We start from the raw sequence: 25,711 nt of genomic DNA, 5'->3' as shown, positions 1-25,711 counted from the left end.
GTACTTCAAGTGTGCAAGCGCAAGCAAAAAGCCCCGGTTTTCCGGGGCCTTTTTACGTATGAACGTCTTAAATTTGCTCGCGGTAGCTAATGTTGTTGGCGATCTTCTCGTCACGAACGGCTTTGCGCAGAACATCTTTGACGGTTTGGGCATCATGGATTTTTCGAAAAAGAAGCTGAGGCGCTGAGGCATCATCAGAAAATACAGTTAATGATCCAATGCCAAGCATCCGGTCCATGATAGACTGTTTTACGGATAAATCGCGTACGCGCAGCAATTCGATTTCTTCAACATTTTTACCGATAAGTCCGGTCTTTACCATAATACGCTGACTTGTAATGGTATATGAAGTTGTGTTAAGTCCTACGATTCCTTTGAGTCGATCCGAGATGCCGGCAGGTTTGCCTTTCCAGAGCACGACTTCTTGGATGACATGATTATTATCTACTGCGGGTCGATGAGCGGTTACTGGAGCGGTACCGTCAAGGCTGGTTCCACATACTCCACAAAATTTAGCGCCCTGCTTGTATTCCGCTCCACAGGTGGTGCAATAAGGCATAAATACTCTCCTTTCCTGATCACAATTAAAATAATTATAACATAACAGTCATTTTACATATATTTCATTTGCGCTTTACACAAACCGACATTATCCTGTTAAGTGGAGGGATAAATAATGAAAAAAGCTTTACTAATAGGAATGCTGATGATGACTGTCATCCTTAGCGCCTGCAGCAATAATTCAACTTCATCGGCACCTGCCACGGAGGAAGAAGTGCAGGAGACCGTGCAAAACTTCTACAATGAAATGTCTAAACTTGAAGAGTCAGGAAAAACTTCTTTAGCGGAGTTCAACGAAGCCATTGCGGGTTATTCAGCAGGAGAACTCACGGACAAGCAGTTGGAGAAGAAAATTAAGCAATTCCAGAGTACCGCAACTGATTTATCGAATCAAGCCGAGAAAGTAAAAATTTCCTCCAGCTTGCCTGAAGACATTCGTAAGTTGCTCGAAGAGTCTAAAGTTGCCTTTGAAAGTGCTTATTCTTTAAAAGAAGAGGCCTCTCAAGGTGCTGATTCCGCAAACGTTACGGCTGAGCAATTTAATGAATTGAATCAGAACGCTGATGTAGCGATGTTATTCGGTATTTCCAAGCTTAACGAGGCAAGAGAAGCAACAGGACTTATAGACTCCGAAGGTCAGGCTACCTCAGAGTCTGGGGACGTTGTTCAAGAATAAATCAAATCAGGCGCTGCGCAGTTTATCTGTCAGCGTCTTTTTGCTGCGAATTTTAGCTTGGATAGATATACATTAATATACATCTTTTGAATAAAGAGTGACCCTTAAAAAGGTATCTTTTTCCTGATTATTGATTAATATGCGAAGATGCGGATATAATACAAACATACGTTCGTGTTCAGAGGAATAGATATATAATTAAGGAGGGGTTACCATGGGCAAAAAGCTGGAGAAAAACGGGCTGTGGGAAAGCAGCCGCATGATGCTGCCGGAGCATAAGATACGAATTATAAGAGATGAACGGGAAACGCTGCGCCGCATCAAGCCTATTCTGGATGAGCAGAAGCTGGAGGAGATTGAATGTACACTGGCTTTGTCGTTGCGGAGTCATGTACGAGTGACAGTTATTCTTTTTGACCCTTTTGAAAATACGATGTTAAGTGGTTTTGTGACTTCCATTCACACCCACTCGCGTGAGTTTAAGCTGCAGTGGGCGGAGGAATGGAAGTGGATCGATGTGGATGATATTGTCGAGGTCTACATCGTTTAATGCTGAGAACCGTTGCCTTCGCTTTTTTCATAAGCGATTAAGGTAACGGTAGGATTACCGGTCAGATGTGCAATGGAAGCTTCAGCATTCCGAATAATTTCCAGTGCTTCTTCCTGTTCACTAAGGGCTGCAACTTTATAGCTATCGCTATGAATATCCATATGTCTCCCACCTTTCGTTAAATATTTTGTCCTTTTTTGTGGAAATCATCCTAAAGGGGACAGGGGTACAGGCAAATAGGGCAGCGGCATCATTGAATATACCAAAGGGGTGATTCTATGCTGACTTTGGAGCAATTGAGGGAAAAATCCGCGGCGCGTCTGGTCGGGCTTCATCCTGTCTTGGCGGCAGGTGCGAATGTTTTGATTCAGCAAAGCCATGCGAGAGGAGTCCCTATCGTTATTACTCAGGGTCTACGGACCATTGCTGAGCAAAATGCTTTGTATGCGCAGGGTAGAAGCAAACCAGGACCGATAGTTACCAACGCTAAAGGCGGTACCAGCTATCATAATTATGGTCTTGCGTTTGATTTTGCGCTTTTGCTGCCGAATGGCACTAGCCTTTCTTGGGATATCAATCGTGATGGTGATAAGGATAAGACAGCAGATTGGCAAGAGGTTGTACAGGAGGCTAAGCGGCTTGGTTTAGAATGGGGCGGGGACTGGACCTCTTTTAAAGATTATTCACATCTGCAAATGACTTTCGGTTTAACTATAGATCAACTTCGGGCAGGTAAACGTCCAACGACGGACCAAGCCAAAGAGGCTTTAAAAAAGATTACCGGAGGGGATGATCAGGTGAACAAAGACGTTACAGTGACCATTAACCTAAACGGCCGCAAGCTTACCGATGGCGTTCTCGATACCGGAACAACTTATGTACCCATACGTGCGCTGGCTGAGGCGCTTGGAGCAAAGGTTACTTATGATGCTGTGACAAAGACAGTTAATGTAGTAAAAGAGTAAAACCACCATGCATAGACAGTGCCGTCCAAGGGGAAATTATCAGTGATAACTAACCTTAAAGGGAGGCATAACACTGTGAACAAGCTGATAACAAGCCTTGCATGCGGTACTGTATTATCAATGAGTCTAATGGGAGCTAGCTATGCATCAAATGCCGTGGGATCAGCAGCATTGGGCGGTATCCCAGCCGCGAATACCGGGATGGATGGGACTGCGGAACACACTCGGATGATGAACACGGAAGGCAATCTAATGAACGGCACCACGGGAACGCTGAATCAGCATGAGAGCATTATGAAAGATAAGATCCGCATCGATGATAATTACAGACCTAACAACTACAACACCAATAACTACAATGACACCCGAAATAACTACAGAACCAACAGCACTGTCAACCCGGCAACCAACACCACACAGACCGGCAAATACCGTGCAACTAGTACAACAACGAATGCTGCAACTAACAAAGGATCTAACTGGGGCTGGCTCGGTCTGCTTGGACTTTTGGGTCTTGCCGGAATGAGAAGCAGAAGTGACGAGCGTAGATAATCCACGTCTATAATAACCCGTGTCGGTTCTGGCTGAACGGGTTATTTTTATTGTGAATAAATTTTTTTCGAAAAAGGATTGCGCGTTATCGATATTCATGATATTATATTTCTTGTCGCGTTATATGTGAACAACGTATGAAGCTTCAACACATAATATGCCGGGGTGGCGGAACAGGCAGACGCACAGGACTTAAAATCCTGCGGTACGTGAGTACCGTACGGGTTCGACCCCCGTCCTCGGCACTAGAACAACAAGGGTTTCAGCTCATTAGAGCTGGAACCCTTGTTTGTTTTTAAGATGGTTTGCTAGCATTTTGCTAACGGTGCCTCTTTTTCTTGTAGATTCGAAATTTCCGACACGCTCGGACTGGTGATTGTACTGACTTCCCGTTGAGCGGTTCAGGTTCATTCTCTGCGTTCGAGAATTATGTCACGCTCCATTCTCAGTCGCAGGATTTCTGCTCTAATGACTTCTTTACGGCAAGGTAATGTATTATTGTTACTGTACTCCAAGGCAAGCTTTACATGGAGTACAGCAATGTCCAGCAACGTGGAATTGATTTTTTCATCATCCAATACTCGCCAAACAGTATACTTCATTGAGCTGCTTCCTTTGCTTTTTTGGAAAATATATCACTGATCTTTTGTGCCGTGTCTTTTTTAGTCTCCATATCAATGTGCGTATAGGTATTGGCTGTAATACTGATGGTTGAATGTCCTAGCCATACCTGAATTTCTTTCAGGCTTACACCATTTTTAATCAAGTAGCTGGCTGTCGAGTGCCTAAGATCATGGAATCTGATATGCGGTAATTTGTTCTTTGCGAGTATGTCCTTGAATTTATGATTCAAGTATTCTGTCTTTATGGGATTTCCATCAGGCAAGCAGCACACAAGACCGCTATCGACGTATTCTTTCCCATACAGCAGCTTGTTTTTCTTTTGCTGTGTCTTTAGATGTAATAAGTAATCTGCGATATCATCCATCAAAGGCAGAATGCGCTGGCTGCTTTCACTTTTAGGTTTCTTTACGACGACCTCTTTGCCGTACTTCACGCGAACCTCTCTAATCGAGATTGTCTTTTCTTTGAAATTGATACAATCCCACTTTAGCCCAAGTACCTCGGAACGCCGAAGCCCATAATGAGCCGCGAGATATACAGCCGACTCGATCAGTGTACCCAAACATACCTCAAATAGCTTTTCGAGCTGTTCGACAGTGTAGTAGCTGGCATAGAACTTCTCCTGCTTTGGAAGTACGATCCGATCAGCGGGATTAAATGGAATCAAGTCCATTCGCAATCCGAATTTCAATGCACTCCTGATATTGGCATGGTGTCTTCGTAGAGTTTGAGCGGATAAGCCTTTTGCGCCTGTTGTTGGATCATCTTGATGCTTTGTCTCGTAATATTTTTGCAGATGCATAGGCTGTAATTCTTGTAGCAATATATCATTCTTACTCTTGAAATATGGGATGATATGCTTTGTTACAATCATCTCATAACCTTCCCAAGTCGTTTCCTCGACCTCACTTTTAATAACGTTATTAAGCCAATCCAGCATAAAGTCGGTGAATTTGAGTTTTCGCTGTGGTAGAACAAAACTGTTGTTGTCCATCTTGGTAAGCGTTTCTCGCAGAAATTTTTCTGCATCTGATTTCTTTTCGCACTTGGTATTAATCCACTTTGGCTTTCGCTTTCCGGACTCGTCCTTCGTTTCAACAATAATGTACCAGTATTTATTGCGTTTAAGTAAACTGCCTTTCATGTGCTTCGACCTCCAGTGATTTTTTTGGATATGAAAAAGACAGGAGCGTAATTGCCCCTGCCTGCGAAACTGCTATTTGATTACATGTATTTAGAAATGTCCAATCGTGCTTTGCAGAGAATATATTCCTTTACACTTAGTATAGGGATTCTGTACGTATGTCCAATTTTTATAGCTTTGATCTCGCCAGATTTCAGTAGTCTATAGGCAGTGTTTCTACCGATCAATAATATGTCTAAAAGTTCTTCAACGGTAATAACTTCTGGATAGCCTTTTAGCATCAAGTTATTCACCTCCTGTTCATAGTAATAATATATATTTTTAATTTTTGTCAGTGCGGTTCTGATACTGTTATCCCGTACCTTATGTTATCTGTTCATACCTTTTGTAATTGTTCTTTACCTTTCTCTATTTTTGTTTATAAGTCATGGAGTTTAAAAACCTATGAATTTATAGTGAAAATACTAATTCCCAAAAATCCCAAGTATCCCGAAAATCCCAAAATTTTTTGTGCAATTGTTATTGTTGAAAAATGTTGCGATAATTTGCTTGCAGACGTAACTTCGATTCGATTATCTTAATGTAATACGATATATTATTTTTTACTCACGACAATAAAAAGGGTGACATTATGATTAATGACGTAGGTATTCACTGCTCTGAAAAGTACGTACATTATACCGAACGGAAAATAAATGAAAGAGAATATGAATGGATAAAAGCTACTGTAGCTGAAATGAATGCTATCTTCTCGGAAATGTGCGAGGATTTTCTTATAAAAGATCACAAGATGCTGAAGGTATCACGAAAAAGAATTAATCAAGCCAAGGATGAAATAGAGAGCGTAGAAACTAAATCAGGTAGGAGTCAAGAAGGGAAGGGAGCAAAAGACGCGCTCATAGGCAATTTCTTTGTTGTTCCAATAAACCGCCTTCGAGTTTATGATTTGCACACGCGCAAGTTCACGGAGGTAGGACTTAATATTAAGGTTTTTACCAAAATCGGCAAAAGGATATATAAATGTGTCGAACTTGACTTGCTTAATGAAACGTTAGCTACTTCGAAGTGGATCAATCCTAATTATCTTGATTATGATTTCTATCTTTATAAAGAGAGTTTGTATCCTTATTTGTTACGGGCTATTAGACTTGCTACCCGTTTATTAGATGATGATGATGAAAAAATCATTTTTAACGATGAGCTAGGCTGGGTAGATGGCATTTGGCGAGGAAGTGTATCTGGCAACTTGCACTACTTAAAAAATGGTTTAATTCGTATTTGGGAAGAAACAGAAGATACATGTATAGAGATTGATCCGATAAAGTTCAATGCAATTCTCTTCTTAAAGGCCGTTCAAGAATTTATAAATAAATCTAAATTTCTTACAATGGATGATCCTACAAAGCCTGAAGGCGACTTCATCGGATGGGAAGATGAAAAGAGATGGGCAATTAAATATGGGCTGATTAAGTCTCAGGCAGTAAGTGAGTTGAAGAGAAAGGGAACGTATTTTAAGATAGACTCAAAGCTACATGCTTTCTTGTTCAGGCAAGGGGTACTCTCTATTGAGGGTGATGTTGATAATAATCCTAGAGCAGATACGAAATTCGGAAATGGTACCAATAGAGCTTTCGTTTTGAATAAGGTACAGCTTCATGAATTTTTAACTGAAAATGAACAATTTATAGAATAAAAAGAAGTACATGAGCGCATTGGCTGCTCATGTACTTTTTTATTGTTATACAAACATCACTTTGAGACTTAAATAATATACCCCCTCCGGCAGTTAGTCCTATTGGTCTGGGTTCCTGTGTCGGTGGTGGTGGATAGGGTGATGTTTATATGACTATAGATAAGCTATACCTTGTTTATGAGATGACGGAATCAGAGTATCGTGACGTATTCACGAAGCTGAAAGCCTACTTTAAGGATACTCGACATGGTCTGCGGCGTGATCAATGGGATAAATACGTATACGTGACTAACGGATTATCCAAATATGGTTTTCAAGAAATACGATTGCGCAGCGTATGGAAGTATCGCTCTATTGAAATACGTTTGCGCCCGGAACTGCTTGAAGTAATTGACGATTCAAATTATTACGGGCTAACTCGTATCAGTGACTTTGGAGAGGTTGGAACGAAGTTTGACTACATTACGAAAGATATTTTAGGTCTTAGCGTCCCATCGTTCTTTGAATGGACAGCTAAAAGAGTAGAGTATACCGTTGATTTAAATATTGAAGAAGCACTAATTCCTAAAATATTGTTCCTGTATAAAAAAGGAAACATACCGCTATATATGCTTCATAATAAAGTAACACAAGAGAACTTCGAATCAGAGACGAATCTGTATCTGAATTCTACTACAGTAACGGTACAATGGTACGATAGGTTCAAAACGTTACAAGACAAAGAGAGGAAATCAAAGAAGTCATATAAAGATTACAGTGGAACGAAGGGGATTTTTAGGTTTGAAGTTCAATGCAAGGACGGTAATGAGAAAGTTCAAGACATCTTGTCCATAGATCGTTGTCAACAACGGTTGTACTACTTTTACTATTCAATTATTGGGACAGGCGACTACTACACGCTTGATAAAGCTAGAGAGATCATCAATGAGAAAGTCAAGAAAGCTGAAAAAAGAATGTCTCTAATCCGACTCCTTGAATTAATCAATCAATGCGGCAGCGTGTGGGCGGCTAAATTGCAGTTTGCTGAGCAGGTGGAGTTTTCGAACGGAACACAAGATCAAAAGCAAATCATGGACAGGTTCAGTAGCAGACTTTGCAAATTGCGGAAGCTGGGTATCAATCCGGTATGTCTTCCTCCTGAATGGGGCATTAGTATGCTCCCAAATTTGGATGGCAGGATACACGAATATTTTGAAGATCAGTACTGTGAATAGAAAAAAGAAGGAAGCTTACCTCCTTCACAATGGACGGTTCATTTAAGGCTACTGATTCTTCTCTTAAATAAAATGAAGCCCGCCATAAATTAAATCACGGGCTTCAAGTGAACTAACTCTCGTTATTCTTCTTCTCTATACTTATCGTACAAATCCTGTGCAGTCTCTACCACATCAAATTTGTTTTCAATTGTTTGGCTTACCGCATCTACAGCAGACTCTACTACACGTTCCCAAAAATCACTCATCGTTTTATTCCTCCAATAATTTATTTTGATTAATGTTTCCAAGCTTTAAGACCGCTGAGTGTTCCGTATCCAACACCAAATAAATAACCAACGGCTGTTCCAGCACCGGGGAATATTGCAGTGCCAAGTGCTGCTCCTGCTCCTCCTCCGATTAGTGCGCCCGCTGCGGTCAGAGCTGTCTTCCCGGCGGTTTCAATTACTTTATCCATGATTCTCACCTCCCTTCAAGCAAGAAAAGAGAAGCGAATAGTCGCTCCTCTTTTCTAAATTTTTATATTAAATTTTGTTTTAGACTTAAGATTCCACGGTCAATGTACTGGCATTTACCCAACTGCTTGACATATATCTGACTCCAGAAAGCATCGCCCAATAGTCGGTGTCTGCATCGCTAATGTAAAGATCGTTCTTGCTATCCCAATAAACAAGAATTCTTCCTCCATCCACTTTCTGAACCTCTCCGTAGAAGAAACCATTTGATACTCGATCACCTACGTTAATCTGAATTCCATTTTGATCAATTGGCTTATTACTGTTAGGAGTAGTGTTAGGCTTACTATTGTTATTATTACTATTTGAATCAGATAAAGGAACAAAGTAGTTGCTGTAATCATTTGGGTAAGCGTCAAATTCGCCACGATATAACGCAATGACTTGGTTTTTGCTATCCCATATAAGTGTAATTCCGAGGTTGTCACTTACAAATTTCAATGGAACAAGTGTGCGTCCCTGATTTGAAGTAATAGGAGCAGAGTCCAAAGTCTTCAAAACTCCGTTCACATAGGCTTTGGTATTATTTAAGTAAAGAGCGACATTGTTGTTACCTAATGTCAGCGAGACTTTTTTCTCCTTAGCCGACCAGCTTGACGATCCTCCAAATTCTTGAATAACACTAGCGATAGGAATCATAACTCGGTTATTTTTGATTTCAGGGGTTGCGTACAATTGTGGATCAAGAAGTGTAGAGGTGGTGGCTTCATCTACAAACATTCCGGTGTTATTGACTTTTAAGATAACCTTCTTGGGAGTTATGGCTGATTCTGCTGAAGCAGCGTTCCCATAAGCCATAATTATAGAAGCGGCGGTTATTGCAACGACCCATTTTCGCATTCATTAATCATCCTTTGTTCTGGAGTAGGTGAGATTTGATAAGCTATGTAGCTGCTGGGTACACTTGAAATCATTCTTCGAAGTGTCGATATGACTTCAGAACGTTCATTGTCACCAAATCTGTGTGCTCAAGTAGAACTTCCAACAAGCATTGCTTAATTCTAGCGGGGGTAAGAATTTGTATGGATTGGTTACTTACTCCTTTCTTCGAATTTGAGTATAAAAGTAAATCGAGTAAGGTTACTTCGAGAGCTACCGCTATTTTCTCCAAAGTTTTTATCGTTGGATTTTTCTCTCCACGTTCAATCTGGCCGATGTAGGAGGTATTTACTCCTGCATTCAAAGCCAGCTGTTCCTGGCTCTGTCCTTTTCCAGTTCGCAGAATCCGGATGCTTTCTCCGATAAATTCGATGTTGTTCAATTCCCCTCACCCCTAACAAAACGATAGAATTTTTTGGAAAGATGCTCAACAGGATATAGTGAGGATTTTAGTGGTTATAACCACGAATTGATACAGGCTGTGGCAATTCAGATGCCAGAGGCATTTATTGAGAGGCTTTTATTAAGAGGAACATACATTGACAAGGTAAAAGTAGGATTATATCAATCCGTGCTCCTTCAAACTGTAGAAGCGATTACCGCCAATGATTACATGATCAAGGACTTCTATTCCTATGATTTCTCCAGCAGCTATGAGTCGTTTTGTCAGATTTACATCCTCTATTGATGCCTCCGGGTCACCGCTCGGGTGGTTGTGAGCGCAAATGAGCGAGGCACTACAGCGTCTTATTGCTGCATGGAATACTTCCCTTGGGTGGACGATAGCGGCGTTTAGAGAGCCTATGGAGATGACTTCTTTGAAGAGGAGGCGGTTCTTGGTATTGAGGAATAGACAAATGAAGTGTTCTTTCTGTTCAAAGCGGAGTTCGGGTTCGAGGAGATTATATACGTCTTTGGGACTTCGAATAGAATTGTTAGTCTGCTCAGGGTAGGTGAGTGCTTTTGCAAGTTTAAGCATAGCTGTAATTTGCCGTGCCTTACCTTTTCCGATACCTTTAACAGATTGTAATTGTTTTTCTGTTGCGGTTACTAATTCTGTTGCTGTAGGGAATTTTTCAAATAATTCTTTGATTGCATAACTATCTTGTCTTTCTCTTAATGATTCTAATACCAAATTCTTTAGTTCTTGATTCATCTGTTTGCTCCCCTCTAACATCTATTTTGTTATGATTCAAATTTATAATATAGATTTGAAAAACGACAGTTCACGAAATATATTCATATTTCCCTGGTAATAGAACGTTTGTTTGGAAGGTGATGGTAAGAAAATGACGAAATATGTATTTTAGCTTAGTTTAAAAGTCCTACTTTGTTTTGAGTTAATAGAACTAAGTTAGAATAAATACAGGTTATTTGAGGTAAAGGTATAGGATTTCAAGCATTTTTGAACTTCTAGTTTTATGGATTGAAGCGAGGATAATTCGGGAGCAATGCTTATAGAGAATGAAATAAATATCATATTAATAAGAAAAGAATGACATCAGTTGTTAAGGTTTGAGAATAGCTGTGAGTGCGCTAATGCATAAAGGAATATTGGGATTTGTCGGCATATTAATAAATAGTGAATTAGAGGTGTGTGCATTTGAGTACTTTTCAAGATAAAACAACCGCTGATAATAAATCAATAGGTTTTGATTATCAATATTACTATTTCTTATACCGACTTTTAGGACTTGAAGAAGGTGAGGAAATAGGTATCGAAGTAAAGGATGATGTTCATATTAATTTATCGGATGGTCAGATGGTATTACTTCAATTAAAACATACAGTTCAAACAAATACTTCCGGCAAAATAGTTAATCTTTCAGAGCGAGATGGTGACTTGTGGAAAAGTCTTTATAATTGGGCGAAAATTATTAATGATCCCCTTGATGGAAGAAATAGTTGGAATGATCAATCGAATTTCATAAAAAAAACCACTTTTATCATAGTATCGAATAAAGTAGATAATGAAAATAATGCTTTTCTTCAAAAAGTTAAAGATTTCAAACTTAATAAAATAAGTATACAAGATTTTAAAAGTTATTTAGATAATTTAATAAAAGGGACAACTGATGCAACACTCAATAAATATATGAAACAAATCGAAAACCAATCCAATCGATGGCTTATAGAGTTTTTGAAAAAACTTGAGTTTGAGCTAGACCAAGATGATCTTATTACTAAGATCAAAAGTAGAATTAAATCAAAGCAAGTAAAGGAATCGAAGATAGATGATGTTTTTGAAGCAGTTGATAGTAACATAAGAAAACGTAATTATATAAATATAAAATCAAAAGTTAAAAATATCATAACATTTGAAGAATTTTATCGTAATTATCATGTATTGTTTGATAAAGGAAGAAATGATAAATTGCCGATAAATAATGATCCAGTTCATTTTGATAAGCCAATTGATGATCAACTCTTTATTATCCAATTAAAAGAAATCTACGCAATAAATAATAACGCTACTGCTGAAAAATTGCGTCTGGCAAGCCATATGCTGCGAACTGATAATCATATATCTGAATGGTTAAAAAAAGGGTTTATTGTTAAAGAACAACTTGAGCATTTTGAGCAAGATTGTGTTACGAAATGGAAAAACACTTATGATGAAGCGCATAGAGAAATCAATTTAGATATTATGTTAAATGTGTCAACTCCAACAGAAAAAGAAATAGCTCTTGCAGGGCAAAAATGCCTAGATGAGATAAGAAAAAAGGAACTAATAATCGATGAAACTCCTTTAGATACTGAGTTAAGCAATGGACAGTACTATCTATTGTCAAATAAGCCGATTATCGGCTGGCGATTCGATTGGGAGGAGAAATATAAAAAAAATGATCCCACAAAGTGACCTATATAACAATGAAATTATTTGTGCAATATCTATTTATTCAGTTCTTCAACATTTAAAATATATAAGTATCTCAAAGGCGCTATTAATATTCCCGATTGTTTCTCACCAAGGATCTTTAGATTTTCTGAAAAATAATAATACCACAATAAGAAGTCTTGAAGAGTTTATCATTAAAAAACCAAGCTATTTCTCAAATTATAACGAAAGATATTATTCGTTTTTAACTTTATCGATTAACTCTTTATTATTTCTTAAAGAAATTCGTTTAATACAAATACAAGATTCTCAGATAATTTTAAATGAACAAGAATCGCTTAAGTTAGAAAAAGATACGGTAGGACAAAGAGCTTTAAATATAGCAGAGGCCGCACCGAAACTCGCAACAATTCTTACAGATAATGAAAGAAATTTATATTTACAACTGAGGGTGAAACTATGAGATTTGTGATTAAGGAAATTGTCCTTTGGCTCAAAAATAATAAAGTCCGTATTATTGAGTTTGAAGAAAACAAAATAAATGTAATAACTGGAGACAGTGGAACTGGTAAATCAGTTATTATCGATATTATTGACTACTGTTTTTTTGCAAGTAAAACTAAAATTCCCCAAGAAAAAATTAATGAGAACATTTCTTGGTATGGACTAAAATTTTATATCAATGATAAAGAGTATCTTATCGCAAGAGGCGCCTTAACTGAGAACAGAAAAGTGAGTTCTATGTACTACTTTTCACCGATAGGAGAAGTGCCACAGGAACCTTTTCAGAACATATCTGATACAGAATTAAAAAATGTAATTGAGAAAGAATTTAGTATCGATAGTAATGTTGTGATTCCTTATAGTGGTAGAAATCTTAAGGCCGGAAGTAAAATATCGCTTAGATATTTTTTTATGTTTAACACTCAATCGGGGGATACAATTGATCATAGCGAAGTGTTTTTTGATAAACAAAATGATGAAAAATACTCTGAAGCATTACATAGAATCTTTGACCTTGCAACTGGTATAGATTCAGTAAAAAACATATTAATTAAAGAAAAAATATCTAATTTGGAAAAAGATATTGTTAGATTAGAACGACAAAAGACTGCAGTTGAAAAAGAAAAAAATGCATTTGATGCAAATTTAAGAGAGATTGTAAGAAAGGCAAAAGAATTCGATTTAATTACAAATGAATCCCGCTCATTAGATAATGATGTTGTAAATTTAAAAATGATTATCTCTAATGCAACTTCGATTAATACATCAGATAATCTAAAACAACTAGAAAAATTACAAAAGAAGAAAAATGAATTAAGATTTAATATAAGAAGTTATAGTAAATTTATGGACGAATATAACAATTATATACATCTTAAATCGACTACTTTTGAAAGCTTGAAGCCCTTAGAGTATCTAAATGAAAAGTTTGGTGAACTCATTCAACATCCTGATTTGTCGGTTTTAATGGATATTTTGGATAAAGAAATGAGAAAAATTAAAAATGAACTTACAGACAAAAGACCTTTTGATATGAATTTGGTTGGAGATATAAAAAAACTGAAGAGTGAACTGGAAAGTATTCAAAAGGAAATAGACAAACTGCCAATAAGAAAAAAATCTTTTAATTCTGAAGTTGAGAAATTTATATTCATTGGGGAAATTAAAGCTAAATTGGAGCTATACGCCAATGGTGAACAAAAAGATTTTAGCGAGAATGACTTACAAAAAAAACAAGAAGAACTCGATCAATTAAAATCTGTACTAGAGAATGAAATTGTTGATAGGGAATTAGTTATTAGATTATTAGAGGAATTAATTCAAAAATATTTAATAGAGTCGTCTAATGCTCTTGGAATATATGAAGGTTACCAACCAGTATTTGATTATAGAAAAAAAGTGTTGCAATTAAAAAAGCCAGGGTCTCTTGTACCTTCAATTGTGGGTAGCAGTTCCAATCACATGTTTATGCATATTTGTTTCATGCTTGGATTACATGAACTAATAATAAAGCAACAAGCGCCATTTGTGCCGAGTTTCTTAATCCTAGATCAGCCTAGCCGACCTTACTACGGTGAGGACAGAAAAAGAAAAGATGATAAGAAGTCATGGTCGCAAATACCACAAGACGATAGAACCAAAATCACAGTTGCATTTACTGTCCTGAATGATTTTATTACACGTATTAACCAAGAGTATAATCATTCTTTTCAAATGATTATTTTTGAGCATATACCTCAAACTATATGGGAAGAAGCAAATTTAATAAATGTCAACTTGGTTGATAACGAGTTTAAAAATGGAAATGCGTTAATACCGGAATCAATGATTTGATAAAAAGTAAACTAGCTTGGGTTTGCCATACTTGAAGTCTGTTTTGTGTCTACATTTTTCTTTTCCGAGCGCTACGGCGTACTCAAACGCAGAACTTAGTCCTATAGAGCTTTCTGGGCATTTTCCCCGCGACAAATGTTTTTTATGCAAACAATGAATTTAATTAAAACGGTTTGATCACTACAGGATGTGTTGTCATGCCGTGAGAAATGCTAAGAGAAGGTGGTAGAACATGAAACTAGACGGAATCATTTCTTTATACAATGATATGCGGCGACTCAGCCTTAAAAGGTATAGATTTGGTTTCGGATACAATAACGTGGCCTTCGATGTGTTTTTTTTCATTGATGAAAATCCTTACAAATTAATGTTTGGTGTGAAAGCTGAAAACTTCTATTTTGAAGTGGATGTTAAAAAAGGATTTATTATTGATTCAACCGTGTCCTACGAAAAGTATTCTGAATTATGTCGAATTCTTGGATTGCAATTTGATCCCACAAATAAATTTAAGCCCATCTATTTCTTCTGCGAGTTTAATAAGAACATTCCACAAAAAGCTGATGGGAAGAATACTCCCAAACCACATGAAATAGCGGGTTATCGAAAAGATGTGGAAGAAGCTGATAAAATATATTTTATGGGGTGGCTAGATAACACAACCAAAGATAACAAAGTTACTTCCAAAAATCTTGAAAAGACAAGGTTATTATTGGGGAATGATGCTTATAAACGGTGTAATGCTAAAAATGTGAGCAGTAGATGGACTGATGATTTCAAAAAAGCTCAAGAAGTTACCCTTGATTTCTGACTAATGTTCAATACTGGTGGAAGGATTATTCTTTGTAGTAGAGTTGATTTAGTTCCCAATAGGAGACTCAGATGTACGAGCTTATACTAAGACCAGGTGGAATCAGCGAAAAATTCTTTGTGGGTATAATGAAAAACAAAATGTAGATGGGAAACCACACACTAAACTAGATATGGGGACCACAATTTAAAGGGATGGTTTTGATGTCCATTAATAAAATTACAATAAAAAATTGTAAATCAATAGAGTTCATGGAGTTGAATTTAAAGAAAAACGTTAATTGTTTTATTGGAATTAATAATGTTGGTAAATCTAATATCATGAAGATATTATATTTTTTTCATCTTAATCTAACAAGAGAAGTTTTTGATGATTCAATGTTTAATAAAACTAATCCTTATAATGATGAAATTGAAATTTCCGTAGAATATGATTTCAGTGAACTGATCAATAAAGTGCAAACTATTACTGATCCTTTTGAAGGTTTTTTTAGTGAATTCTTCTCTGAAATGAAATTTAATGATTTTGGTAGTAACATAGACCCTACAAATGAAATCGTAGATAAAATCATGAATTATGTTGAAGAATATACTACAAACAATAAATGTACTTTGACTTTAAAGTACAACAGAAGGAATAAATCTATATATTGGAACGTGAAGGAATATGACTTTAGAGCCTTCGTTTCGGTAAGATTTCCAATTTTCTTTTTAGAGTCTAGAAATATTAATCTTTATAATTGGGAGTTGATATGGAAAGTTATTGGAGAGATAGCTCCTTTCAGAAAAAAAGTATCTATAAGTAAAAGTATAAAAGGTGTTTTTGAATTGGATGATGAAATTGAAGGGAATTATGAAAACGTTATTTATGGAATTATTGAAGAATTTGAAAAATCGAATATTAAAATTCGTCAGGATAGTGTTTATGAAAAAATCAGCCAGATAATACAGCTACAATTGGGTGGTAAAGATTTTGATTATGAGTCTCATCAGTTGAAATTAGGTTCTTATGGAATGAATTCATATTCATTTATGAGTTTATATGTAAAATTAATATTGCGATTATTTGAGAATAAGCATCTCTCAAGTCCATTAATCATGATAGATGAACCAGAATTACACATTCATTTAAAAAAAATAGAGGAATTTGTTAGAGAAATTAAGCAATATGATAGATATGTCACAACGAAATGGATATTTTCTACTCATTCTCCATCATTCACTAAAAATATTATTATTGAAAATGAGGAGTATGAAATATTTCATGTTACCAACACTGAATTATTTAATAAGTCTCATATTACAAGAATCAATGGATTTAAACAGAAAAAATATAAACTGTTATCAGATAATGAAGCTAATCTATTCTTCTCCGAGATATGTTTATTTGTTGAAGGAGAAACAGAATTAGAGATATTCAGAAATGGATATCTTCGTACTTTGTTTCCTAAACTACATAGAGTAGATATTTATTCTTTTGATGGAAAAGAAGATAAGCTTAAACTGGTTAATCCGAATGACAGGAAGTCAAAAATTAAATATCTAGTTCTAATTGATATGGATAAGATATTGAATTATTCTTCTAAGTCAAAAAAATATAAAACGTCAGGTAACGCCTATCTGAATGTAATGAAGAATAACAATATTGTGAATCGCGAAAAATACCATTACAAAAAGAAGTTTAAGGATACTTTTAGAATTAGAAACGAGATTGCAGAAAAGCTAAAATCTACTACATTTGAGATAGATTCTACTGGACTTTGTATTAAGCAAAATCAGGAAAGATATGAGTTAATTGAATTAATGCAACAATATTATGCTCAATATAACTTTATGCCATTCGAAACGACTATAGAAGGAGCAATTATTAATAGGGCAAACTATCATCTGTTCTATGAATGGATTAAAGGATACAACTGGGAAGATTCAAAATTTGAAACCGTATATACTTCTTTACAAACTGATAGTCAAAAAACTAGTTTACTTAGGGTAATCTTTTTCGGGAAAACGGAGTGGTTAAATGGTAAGAAAGAAGATAAGAATGCTAGTTCTAATTCAGAGTTTGTGAAGATTTTTAAAATAATTAAAGAAATTCGTAATGAATTAGAAAAATCAAATCTTGATTTTGGCGATAAAACTAGTGGATGGATCACTTTATATCTTAACTGGTTTTTTAATAATAAATTAGACTTAGTGAAGACTGAAAACTTATTTATTAATAGAAGTTTGTTCCATGCGAGTTTTCCTGAATTAGGAAAGGTAATTGATCGATTAGAGGGAATGGTGTAAGATTATTGTAAAGTAAAGGGTAAGTAGTAAAATCTGATATAGTTGTATTTTGACTATGGATGCCATGATGAAAAGTTTTTTTATCCCTAGTATCAAGAAACTAAAAAGCTCTTGTAACGTTCCATTAGCGGTTTTAGGGAAAATCCATGGTTTTAGGCTTGCTAATTGTCGCGCTCGACTATTTTACGCAAATTGGCCTACTAGCTGATCAATTTCGAGATTCTGGGATGTACTTACCCTTATACTTATATCTTAGGAGAAATGAAATGTGCGCATTGAAAGTTTAAATAATTTTGAAAAGAAAGTCCTTCGTGGGAGTGTAGCCGAACATATAGACTCTTTAATGTTAGAGTCAATACCTGAGGCATATTACACAAAAACCATAAAAAAGAAAGATAATTCTGATAGAATTTTACAGTGTATTGACAATGAACATGTTTTATTTAAAATTCAAAAACAATTAAAAAATAATTATTTTGATTTCATTCCACTATCAAACTACGCATATGGCTATGTTAAAGGAAAATCATACTATGATTATTTAAAACCACATATAAATAATAATTTCTATTTAAGATTAGATATAAAAAATTTTTTTGAATCTATTAAGGAAAAGAAACTAAGAGAAGTATTAAAATATACTATTGATGATGATATTAAAATTAATGAAGATATATCGTTATTGGATTTTATTATGAAAATAGTAACGCTAAATGGTAGTCTTCCACAAGGTGCTGTCACATCGCCTGTTCTGTCAAATATTTTTTTCAGGCATTTGGATATTAGGATTTCTAGATATTGCAAAAAATTCGGAATCGAATATAGTCGATATGTTGATGACATGCTCTTTTCATCAAATGAATTATATATTCATAAAAAAGTCTTTTTAAATGGAATCATAAAAATTTTAAAATCTTGTGGATTTTATCTGAATAATAAGAAAGTTTTAAAAACTAAAAAGGAAATTTCTTTAAATGGATTCGTGGTTGGAACGGACATACGTTTATCAAGAAAAAAAACAGCCCTTCTTTCTTCACTTATATACTGCTACCAACACTCTCAGAAAAAGAATATTGACAATTTGCTATGTGAGATAAGAAATCATTTTAATTTGGATTCAAATAAAAAAATTAATTTACTTTGGCTCCATAATTACCTAGCAGGATATCGTTCTTTTTTACTGGGATTACTTCCATTTGATAGCGTAGGGGTGATGCCAGAAGATACGACTAAAGTACACCGAAAATTATTATTTAAGATTAATGAGATTGAAAAGATATTAGATATAATTGCGTTTGAAATTTAGAGGCCTAAGAGGTTGTTTACATTTCTGGTCACACTCTTGTGCCTTTGAGTGCAGCAGCAACTCAAACGTAGAGACCGGACCTAAAGATTTAGAGCCTTGTCCTACTAAGTAAGAGGTTCAATTTCTTTTGTATACAAAACACATCGCACCACTGACAGTGACGCAAAGCTTCTGCCCTTCATTCTGCTAACATTTTTGCTAACATGACTGCATATCCAAATCCTCGAATATAGAGCGTATGGAGCAAAAAAAATGCCTTAAACCCGCATGGCTAAAGGCTTTATACTCGATCTTCCCGTAGCGAAGAAAAGGGTCTACGAAGACCATTTCAGGACTTAAAATCCTGCGGTACGTGAGTACCGTACGGGTTCGACCCCCGTCCTCGGCATCATAGTGAAAACCTTGAGAAATCAAGGTTTTTTAACTTATTGTCATCAAGTAATGTTTCTGTTGAAAGCCAAAGGTTCTGTGTGTCTAGAAATTGATATCCAACACACAGAACCCTGACGATAATACTCCTTTTCAGTGCTTGTCTAATCACAAGTTCTGGAGAGGGGTTTTTATTATGGTTAGAGTTACAAAAATTAAAAAGAATAAGGCAGTGGATTGGAAAGAAGCATTAAAGCAGTTTCTATTTTGGAAGAAAGCACAGGGAGTTAGCGAACAGACGCAAAAGGACTATGAGCAACATGTGAAGCTCTTCTTTAAGAGGTACAGCAACTCATTAGAGACTGTAGAATATCTAAAAAATAATCTGTTTGAATATCTTGGACAAGAAGGTATTAAACCATGTACTTACAACAATCGTCTAGTCTATTTACGGACTTTTCTGAATTGGTGTGTTGAACAGGAGTTGATTGACACTAATCCTGTGAAATCGCTCAAGAAGCGTAAAGACGAAGGACGAGTTGTGAATATAGATCAGGAGGTACTGATAAAGCTGTTGTCCCTTCCTAACAGGGATACTTTTGTGGGATTACGAGACTATGCGTTGATTCTTTTAACCCTAGACACAGGTATCAGACCTAAAGAAGCTTTGTCACTGATTATTCCAGACTTTAACGCTCATTCTCAAGAAATCTATATTACATCTGAGAAAGCAAAAACGAGAGTCTCCAGAACATTGCCAATCTCAATGCCAACCATCCGCTCCAATCTTCTGCACACTTGAGGGCAAAGCGCTGAACCGTCACACATGGGAGACAGAATGGAACGCTATAGCAAAGAATTGGGAGTGCATATACGTCCATACGATCTGAGGCACACGTTCGCTTTGGAGTATATTCGAAATGGTGTTAATGCTCTGATTTTGTAAAAAAAACATTGGGACATATTGATCTGACCATGACAAAACGTTATGTGGCGTTGACCAATAATGATTAAAAAAAAGAGCATAGCGTAGCTAGTCCGCTTCATAAATTGATGCTAGAAACAAAGAGGTTTAAGAAACTATAGATATATCTCACAAAATGACTCGGACAAATATGTGTCAGTACAAAGAGCACTGTCATCTACTGTCTGGAATGTTTACTGCAAGCTGAATCAGCACATTTAATAATGGTATAACAGACTATTTTTTTACTATATCAGCCATGAGACTCTGGTTCTAGTTTGAAATTATACATTAATCAATCTGAGATTTCTGCTGGAACATTTCAAGACTGATTATTTTGTACCGCACACCCAAATTTATCGGACGAGCTACTGCCTGTGGTCAGACTATATGAGACTTATATTATTAGAGCCATTCCTATACTGGGATGGCTTTTTGCTTTGTGTGAGATGTGTATTAGTCAAGTAAAAGCTATTTGTCCTTCACTGATGATTTTATGTAGTACTTGTAAATGTAGTGAGAGCATTTAGTCTAGTGCTATTAGACGTATATGTAATGAGTATGAAAATAGAAATGGAGTTGAAAATGGTATGGAGTATGCAATTGAAAAGACCTATAAAACAGCAGATGGTATGATCTTTTACACTGCAAAAGACAAGGTTCACCTTATGTCACCGTATGAATTTTTCTTCTTTACCTGTCATCACGAATGTAGGAGAACAAAAACTTAAGCAAATGATCAACTGGAACGTACACTTAAAATCTGAGTTCGGTATCGTTATTATGTCTGATAACACAAGAGTGAGGCTCTTTAAACTTAGTTATTGGAATTAGTTTAGAACATCCGTTTAACAACCTATGAATACAAGTTTTAATAGAATGGAAGTACCAAACAGCTAATCTCAGCCTGTGTGAGATCACTCTTAATCGATAAAACTTGTACAAAGATCTATTTTTTCATTACCATTTATTAGGGGGAGTGGTATATTTGTATCAAGCCTTATAGATCAACCAAGATCGATCCTATGCAGATAGAACGTTTTAGACAAAAGCCTACATAATCAAATATGAGTAACAGAAGGTATGATAAGAGTGGGCAACACTGTAAATCTTAAAACTTTAAAAACTCGATGAAGTAGTAAACCTCAATGAAAATGAACCAAGATTAGAGTAAAGGATAAGGTTAAATATTCACAAGATTATAAATGTTTGAAGTAAAGTTTTTTGTTTTAACTTGATGAAGTCTCTACAGCATGCAATATCGTATTCCGTTGTATCACTTTCGCTCTTGAGTTTCTCAGGGCTAGATCGAGGGGAGTGAATCAGTTAAACAATTCTTAAATACTAAAATCTATTAATAATGAGGGATATACATGCTAGCAAGAGAAAAAAAAGTAGTATATATTACACCCAATAAACCTAGTGAACTGTTGCCCCTATTAGGGGAAGCATTACTCCTTTATGATCAAGTTGCCCTAGATCTATCAACAAGAAGTAGCTTTAATGTTCTAGCAGCTAACATTGGTCCTAGGACATTAGAAACGTTACTTGACGAAAACATTATTATTCCTGTTTACGATTTATTTGCACCCGTTGTTGCAAAACAAACGAAGAAGACATTGAATAGTATTATGCTACTTGAGTACAAAAAGAATGGCATACCTCCAATTGACTTTGAATATATGAATGAAGTTTTTAAACCGGTATTTCCCAAGAGTATCATTGATTCAATTCAAGAAAAATCAATTGCTTGTAATGTTGATCATGAATTACTTCTTGAAAACATACAATTAGATTTTAAAAACGTAGATTTCATTACTAGTATCTTTGATTATGTGAAAGAGGAATTTAACTTACCGGAGTATAAGTTAGAAATAGAAGACGGTGGATGTTATATAATTCCTAATACTAAAAATAAAGAAGTAGCAAAACGAGTACTTAATGAGGCGACATATGGACTCCATTTATTAGCCGATATTAATTATAAATCAGCATTGCTCTCTCAATTTGATGAAATAATATGTGAAAGTGAGCTTGAAAATTTTTTCGTTAAAAAATTAAGACAGTCTTTTAGAACAGGACATTATAAACAGCAAAGTGAAAATCTACTTGAACTTTGCGAAATATATGACTTTCCAGATATAAAAGAGTTAGTAGCTTCAGGAATGCTCACATTAAAGGATATTTTGACGTTGAGGAAAAAAGAGGGGCAATTTTTAAGAGCTTGGTTAGATAGTGCTACAAGGGACTGTATAAAATCTAAGCAACCATTCTCTAGGGAATTTACCAAATTATTAATTAACTCAAACAAAGGAATGTCCCTTCCAACAAGAACGGTTATATTTGGTTTTTTACAAGTTATGTCCTTTATAAAACCAGTTGAAGCAGTCTTAATGTCTGCTGCAAATGAGTACTTGATGCCTCATGTTGTTAAGAAGTGGCAACCTAAATATTTTTTTGATAAGGCAAGAAAACTGCAAGTAAGCAATAAATTAATTAGAAATTAGAATTTAAAATTTAGGTTTCAGTATTTCGTCTAGCAATGCATTCACATACCGGGGTAGCTCCTTTTTTTCGGTAGATATTTATAGAAAGTAATTACTAAGACATAACTCCATCGAGTAATGAAAGACGATATATACCATATTTCTAAATTGCCCAGGAGATATTGGATGTACAAGCGGGAAAATCAAAAGTCATGGGATATTATAGATATCTCGATCAAGAGAAACACAGCTTATAACACCCCGTTCACCTGGGGACTTAACGGTCCTGGTCTGCCCGATATCACATGGGATAAATTGCGAACCTCCCACAGCTATTCGTATACATAATCTCTTCTGGTTCGTGAATGCAGGGATGGTATAATCAATGCTCATGAAAATAAGGAGATATAAAATGAAGAAAAGAAAAAATATTTCTGTAAACACTACAATTATTATCGTTTTCTTGATTACAACAATTATTATCCCAATCATTATCAATCGTGTGTTGTTCTTACCTTATCCAACAACTGCTAATGACTTGGGAAATAAAGATTGGCTTGCGTTCTGGGGGAGTTTCTTGGGTGGAAGTTTAGGCGGCGTTGCAACTCTATTTGCGGTGTATTACACTCTTAAACAAAATATCGAGCAAAATCAAAATAATCTTAATATTCAATATGAAAAGTCAAGGAAGGACATTATTCCGTATATTGATGTGAGATTATTTCTGGATAATTCTATGGGTAACCCAGCTTACTTTATGTTCAAGGGGTTGTTTGAGGAAGAAGATAAATCAAAAGAAGGACAAGGATCAGAAGAAAAGACAGTACAATTTCCATCAGGTTATATTTTATTTAAAAATGAGAATATAACTTATTCTAACAAGCTAGATAAGAAGTATAAAGCTATTCTTGAGCAAGGTGGGATTGAACAAAGACAAGAGGGTAATGTGATTTCTTTCTATGATTCAAAAATTCAAATGGCAGGAATAACATTGTGTAATATAGGTATGTCTTCTGCGATTGATGTTACTCTTGAATTAAACAGTAACTCTTTTAGTGATTATGCAATCATGCCTTCATTCAATTTGAGAGTAAGTGAATTGAATGTGCTGAGATTCGTATTTGATAGGGATTTTCCAGAGGGAGACCATATATTTATTATTAAGATAAATGATCTTCACGGAAATAGATATGTTCAAACATTTAAAGTGAAATTAAAAAGTGAAGGGAATTATTTAGAAAGAGTTACTCCCCCAAAATTAATTAGCACCGATAGTATATTTGATGAACAAAATTGATAAAAAAACCGTTTAGGAAGCTTTAATTTCCAACGAATAATATCAGTTACAATGGGGAAAACCTCATTAGGACAGTCTGTTTTTTCTCATAAATACCAATATCTCTATTACCTGTAGTAATTTCAGGAAGATAATCATCAAGACCTTCTAAAGAATAATTTATTTTTTCCTCATTGATAGCTGGTATATTCTCCACATTGGGTTATCATGGCTAAAATCAATATCAGTAATTCCATCCGATACCTTATCGACAGATCCATTAATGACCTCTTTCTTTGGCATAATAAAATCCTCTTCATTCCATTACCATAATTATACATTATTTCACTGTATCCTCCTTAAATGCCTTGGAGTTAACGGTGGTCATCAAATCCGCAGTGATTACGAATATTTCTAGTGATAAGCTCAATTTATAAGAAATCCTTTCCAATATTTTGGGGGCTTTTACTTTTGTCTGGAAGGAGGAACAGGGCTGATATTTATAAAAAACTTGAATTAGCACTTCTTCTGACGAGACAAGTTGAAGCGATTATAACAGTATAAGAATTTTACCCCGGGCCACAACTTGAGATATTGCAGCAAGTTGATCTTAGAGTCGGTGAAATATTAGCTGCGTTGCAACCAAAAGAAGATTCAAATTTAGAAGTGCTAGTTAATTCGGAAAAACAATAGAAAGGGGCGAATTATAATGACTAAATCACAAATCGCTACGTCAACAGTAGGTGCAGTTCTTATTCCGACATATGATTATTAATATGGGGAGGCGGACGAAGTCGTAACCATCATGGTCGCGCTTTTATTATCATGGATTGGTTATCAGGTATTAGAGCAGGCAAGAAAGACAACACCCATGCTAGTAAATACGGAATTGATGGAGTCTCCCGAACATTTTTTATGTTACTGCTTCCGGCTGATGGACATCTTTTGAACATGGTGTTTGGACTGCCTGAGGTTTGGAGCACTGTCCATCAGTAACCTATTTCATGTTTTACAAAGCATGAGTCCTAACTTAATTCGGACAGTGTGGGGAGATTCACTTCCATTACCTGTCTTGGATGTAGTGCTCAAGTGGGGAGGTAGTGAGTTGGATAAGAATGTTAAACGCGCTACCAGCAGAAAGGGAGGCGATGATTAATGTCTCTGACACTGGATCGAGTAAAGAGTAAATCATCTACGAGATTTATTGGTTTCCATCCCGTTATTTTAGCTATCACAGTTTTAATTGAACGCTGTTACACTCGGAATGCCTATCCGTTTCACTCAACTATTTCGAACTATTGCTGAGCAAGTCGCTCTAAATGCACTAGGAAGCATTAAACTCAGCTTTAGTGTTATCAATGCAAAGGGTGGAACTAGTTATTATAACTTTGGACTAGCTATCGACCTTGCAGTGTTACTACCCGATGGGAAACAAGTATCTTGGGATATAAAACGTGACGGTGACGGTGGTAAAGTGGCTGATTGGACGGAGGTAGTTCAAGAGGCAAAATCTTTTGGCTTCAACTGAGGCGATGTTTTTTTCCTTAATAAGGATGCACAGCATTTTCAAATGACTTCTGGACTGACAACCTCACAATTACGTGCGGGTACTAAGCCGACTGAAACGGAAATGGCTAAAGATTTGACTAATATAGAGAAGTACAA

The 25,711-nt window shown here is 35.8% G+C and carries 28 protein-coding genes and 1 tRNA gene; 19 read left to right on the top strand and 10 right to left on the bottom strand.

Annotation, left to right across the window (positions count from 1 at the left end; genetic code table 11):
* Positions 1-67: 67 nt before the first annotated feature.
* Positions 68-559, bottom strand: coding sequence for a PH domain-containing protein (locus MHI15_RS06085; RefSeq protein ID WP_339188114.1), 492 nt, complete (start codon positions 557-559; stop codon positions 68-70).
* 117 nt (positions 560-676) lie between these two features.
* Between MHI15_RS06085 and MHI15_RS06080 the strand changes: the two genes are divergently transcribed.
* Together MHI15_RS06080 and MHI15_RS06075 are read left to right on the top strand one after the other, a co-directional pair.
* Positions 677-1,237: a hypothetical protein gene (locus MHI15_RS06080; RefSeq protein WP_076128860.1), complete on the top strand. Its 561-nt coding sequence runs from the start codon at positions 677-679 to the stop codon at positions 1,235-1,237.
* Positions 1,238-1,451: 214 nt separating this feature from the next.
* Positions 1,452-1,787: a YolD-like family protein gene (locus MHI15_RS06075; protein WP_076185234.1), complete on the top strand. Its 336-nt coding sequence runs from the start codon at positions 1,452-1,454 to the stop codon at positions 1,785-1,787.
* On the opposite strand, the gene MHI15_RS06070 is transcribed toward MHI15_RS06075, so the two are convergent.
* Positions 1,784-1,948, bottom strand: a complete 165-nt coding sequence (locus MHI15_RS06070) for a hypothetical protein (RefSeq protein ID WP_169744799.1) — start codon at positions 1,946-1,948, stop codon at positions 1,784-1,786. The two genes, MHI15_RS06075 and MHI15_RS06070, sit on opposite strands and share 4 nt — an antisense overlap.
* Before the next feature lie 117 nt (positions 1,949-2,065).
* Here MHI15_RS06070 and MHI15_RS06065 point away from each other — a divergent pair, with 117 nt between their 5' ends.
* The 3 genes from MHI15_RS06065 (at position 2,066) to MHI15_RS06055 (ending at position 3,549) form a co-directional block, all read left to right on the top strand.
* Entirely contained in the window at positions 2,066-2,752 is a 687-nt protein-coding gene (locus MHI15_RS06065; RefSeq protein WP_076220018.1) for a M15 family metallopeptidase, read from the top strand.
* A gap of 75 nt (positions 2,753-2,827) precedes the next feature.
* Positions 2,828-3,304 (top strand): WGxxGxxG-CTERM domain-containing protein, encoded by a 477-nt coding sequence (locus MHI15_RS06060; protein WP_076136668.1) that lies wholly within the window; start codon positions 2,828-2,830, stop codon positions 3,302-3,304.
* A 159-nt stretch (positions 3,305-3,463) separates the two neighbouring features.
* Positions 3,464-3,549, top strand: a tRNA-Leu gene (locus MHI15_RS06055).
* Positions 3,550-3,711: 162 nt separating this feature from the next.
* Here the strand turns inward: MHI15_RS06055 and MHI15_RS06050 are convergent.
* The 3 genes from MHI15_RS06050 to MHI15_RS30765 form a co-directional block, all read right to left on the bottom strand.
* A complete protein-coding gene (locus MHI15_RS06050) occupies positions 3,712-3,906 on the bottom strand; it encodes a hypothetical protein (RefSeq protein ID WP_341164229.1) in 195 nt (64 codons plus the stop codon).
* A complete protein-coding gene (locus MHI15_RS06045) occupies positions 3,903-5,072 on the bottom strand; it encodes a tyrosine-type recombinase/integrase (protein WP_341164228.1) in 1,170 nt (389 codons plus the stop codon). Before MHI15_RS06045 ends, MHI15_RS06050 begins: the two co-directional genes overlap by 4 nt.
* An 80-nt stretch (positions 5,073-5,152) precedes the next feature.
* Entirely contained in the window at positions 5,153-5,353 is a 201-nt protein-coding gene (locus MHI15_RS30765) for a helix-turn-helix domain-containing protein (RefSeq protein ID WP_076276766.1), read from the bottom strand.
* A 350-nt stretch (positions 5,354-5,703) separates the two neighbouring features.
* Between MHI15_RS30765 and MHI15_RS06040 the strand changes: the two genes are divergently transcribed.
* Positions 5,704-6,765, top strand: coding sequence for a hypothetical protein (locus MHI15_RS06040; protein ID WP_341164227.1), 1,062 nt, complete (start codon positions 5,704-5,706; stop codon positions 6,763-6,765).
* Positions 6,766-6,914: 149 nt separating this feature from the next.
* On the top strand, positions 6,915-7,979 hold the full coding sequence (locus MHI15_RS06035) for a hypothetical protein (protein ID WP_076276768.1): 1,065 nt from the start codon (positions 6,915-6,917) through the stop codon (positions 7,977-7,979).
* 122 nt (positions 7,980-8,101) lie between these two features.
* Here the strand turns inward: MHI15_RS06035 and MHI15_RS06030 are convergent, their stop codons facing one another.
* The 5 genes from MHI15_RS06030 to radC form a co-directional block, all read right to left on the bottom strand.
* Positions 8,102-8,227, bottom strand: coding sequence for a hypothetical protein (locus MHI15_RS06030; protein ID WP_341164226.1), 126 nt, complete (start codon positions 8,225-8,227; stop codon positions 8,102-8,104).
* A 29-nt stretch (positions 8,228-8,256) separates the two neighbouring features.
* Positions 8,257-8,436: a hypothetical protein gene (locus MHI15_RS06025; RefSeq protein ID WP_339192131.1), complete on the bottom strand. Its 180-nt coding sequence runs from the start codon at positions 8,434-8,436 to the stop codon at positions 8,257-8,259.
* A gap of 85 nt (positions 8,437-8,521) precedes the next feature.
* Positions 8,522-9,334, bottom strand: coding sequence for a stalk domain-containing protein (locus tag MHI15_RS06020; RefSeq protein ID WP_341164225.1), 813 nt, complete (start codon positions 9,332-9,334; stop codon positions 8,522-8,524).
* A gap of 70 nt (positions 9,335-9,404) precedes the next feature.
* Complete coding sequence (locus MHI15_RS06015) at positions 9,405-9,755, bottom strand: helix-turn-helix domain-containing protein (protein WP_341164224.1); 351 nt, start codon at positions 9,753-9,755, stop codon at positions 9,405-9,407.
* 177 nt (positions 9,756-9,932) lie between these two features.
* Complete coding sequence (gene radC, locus MHI15_RS06010) at positions 9,933-10,529, bottom strand: RadC family protein (protein WP_341164223.1); 597 nt, start codon at positions 10,527-10,529, stop codon at positions 9,933-9,935.
* Between the two features lie 447 nt (positions 10,530-10,976).
* Here radC and MHI15_RS06005 point away from each other — a divergent pair, with 447 nt between their 5' ends.
* From MHI15_RS06005 to MHI15_RS05950, 12 genes are all read left to right on the top strand, one after another.
* Positions 10,977-12,233, top strand: coding sequence for an ABC-three component system protein (locus MHI15_RS06005; RefSeq protein ID WP_341164222.1), 1,257 nt, complete (start codon positions 10,977-10,979; stop codon positions 12,231-12,233).
* The gene (locus tag MHI15_RS06000) at positions 12,217-12,675 is read left to right on the top strand and encodes a three component ABC system middle component (protein WP_315415650.1); all 459 of its coding nucleotides are present in this window, start codon (positions 12,217-12,219) and stop codon (positions 12,673-12,675) included. Before MHI15_RS06005 ends, MHI15_RS06000 begins: the two co-directional genes overlap by 17 nt.
* A gap of 5 nt (positions 12,676-12,680) precedes the next feature.
* On the top strand, positions 12,681-14,549 hold the full coding sequence (locus tag MHI15_RS05995) for a DUF3732 domain-containing protein (RefSeq protein WP_341164221.1): 1,869 nt from the start codon (positions 12,681-12,683) through the stop codon (positions 14,547-14,549).
* A 232-nt stretch (positions 14,550-14,781) separates the two neighbouring features.
* Positions 14,782-15,357, top strand: a complete 576-nt coding sequence (locus tag MHI15_RS05990) for a DUF6037 family protein (protein WP_341164220.1) — start codon at positions 14,782-14,784, stop codon at positions 15,355-15,357.
* A gap of 203 nt (positions 15,358-15,560) precedes the next feature.
* Positions 15,561-17,645: a retron Eco8 family effector endonuclease gene (locus MHI15_RS05985; protein WP_341164219.1), complete on the top strand. Its 2,085-nt coding sequence runs from the start codon at positions 15,561-15,563 to the stop codon at positions 17,643-17,645.
* Positions 17,646-17,913: 268 nt separating this feature from the next.
* On the top strand, positions 17,914-18,951 hold the full coding sequence (locus MHI15_RS05980; protein WP_341164218.1) for a reverse transcriptase family protein: 1,038 nt from the start codon (positions 17,914-17,916) through the stop codon (positions 18,949-18,951).
* 565 nt (positions 18,952-19,516) lie between these two features.
* Positions 19,517-20,122 carry a site-specific integrase gene (locus MHI15_RS05975; protein WP_340976670.1) on the top strand — a complete coding sequence of 202 codons (606 nt, stop codon included), beginning with the start codon at positions 19,517-19,519 and terminating at the stop codon, positions 20,120-20,122.
* Positions 20,123-21,657: 1,535 nt separating this feature from the next.
* Entirely contained in the window at positions 21,658-22,791 is a 1,134-nt protein-coding gene (locus tag MHI15_RS05970; protein ID WP_340976669.1) for a hypothetical protein, read from the top strand.
* 165 nt (positions 22,792-22,956) lie between these two features.
* Positions 22,957-23,118: a hypothetical protein gene (locus tag MHI15_RS05965; protein WP_340976667.1), complete on the top strand. Its 162-nt coding sequence runs from the start codon at positions 22,957-22,959 to the stop codon at positions 23,116-23,118.
* A 64-nt stretch (positions 23,119-23,182) separates the two neighbouring features.
* Complete coding sequence (locus MHI15_RS05960) at positions 23,183-24,067, top strand: hypothetical protein (RefSeq protein WP_340976665.1); 885 nt, start codon at positions 23,183-23,185, stop codon at positions 24,065-24,067.
* A gap of 804 nt (positions 24,068-24,871) precedes the next feature.
* Positions 24,872-25,042, top strand: a complete 171-nt coding sequence (locus MHI15_RS05955; protein WP_143759088.1) for a hypothetical protein — start codon at positions 24,872-24,874, stop codon at positions 25,040-25,042.
* 247 nt (positions 25,043-25,289) lie between these two features.
* On the top strand, positions 25,290-25,574 hold the full coding sequence (locus MHI15_RS05950; protein ID WP_341164217.1) for a M15 family metallopeptidase: 285 nt from the start codon (positions 25,290-25,292) through the stop codon (positions 25,572-25,574).
* Positions 25,575-25,711: the final 137 nt, after the last annotated feature.

This window comes from Paenibacillus sp. FSL H7-0918, from assembly GCF_038007025.1.
GTDB lineage: Bacteria > Bacillota > Bacilli > Paenibacillales > Paenibacillaceae > Paenibacillus_AQ > Paenibacillus_AQ odorifer.
Note: the sequence above shows the minus strand (reverse complement) of the source record. Positions and strands in the feature narration are given on the sequence as shown.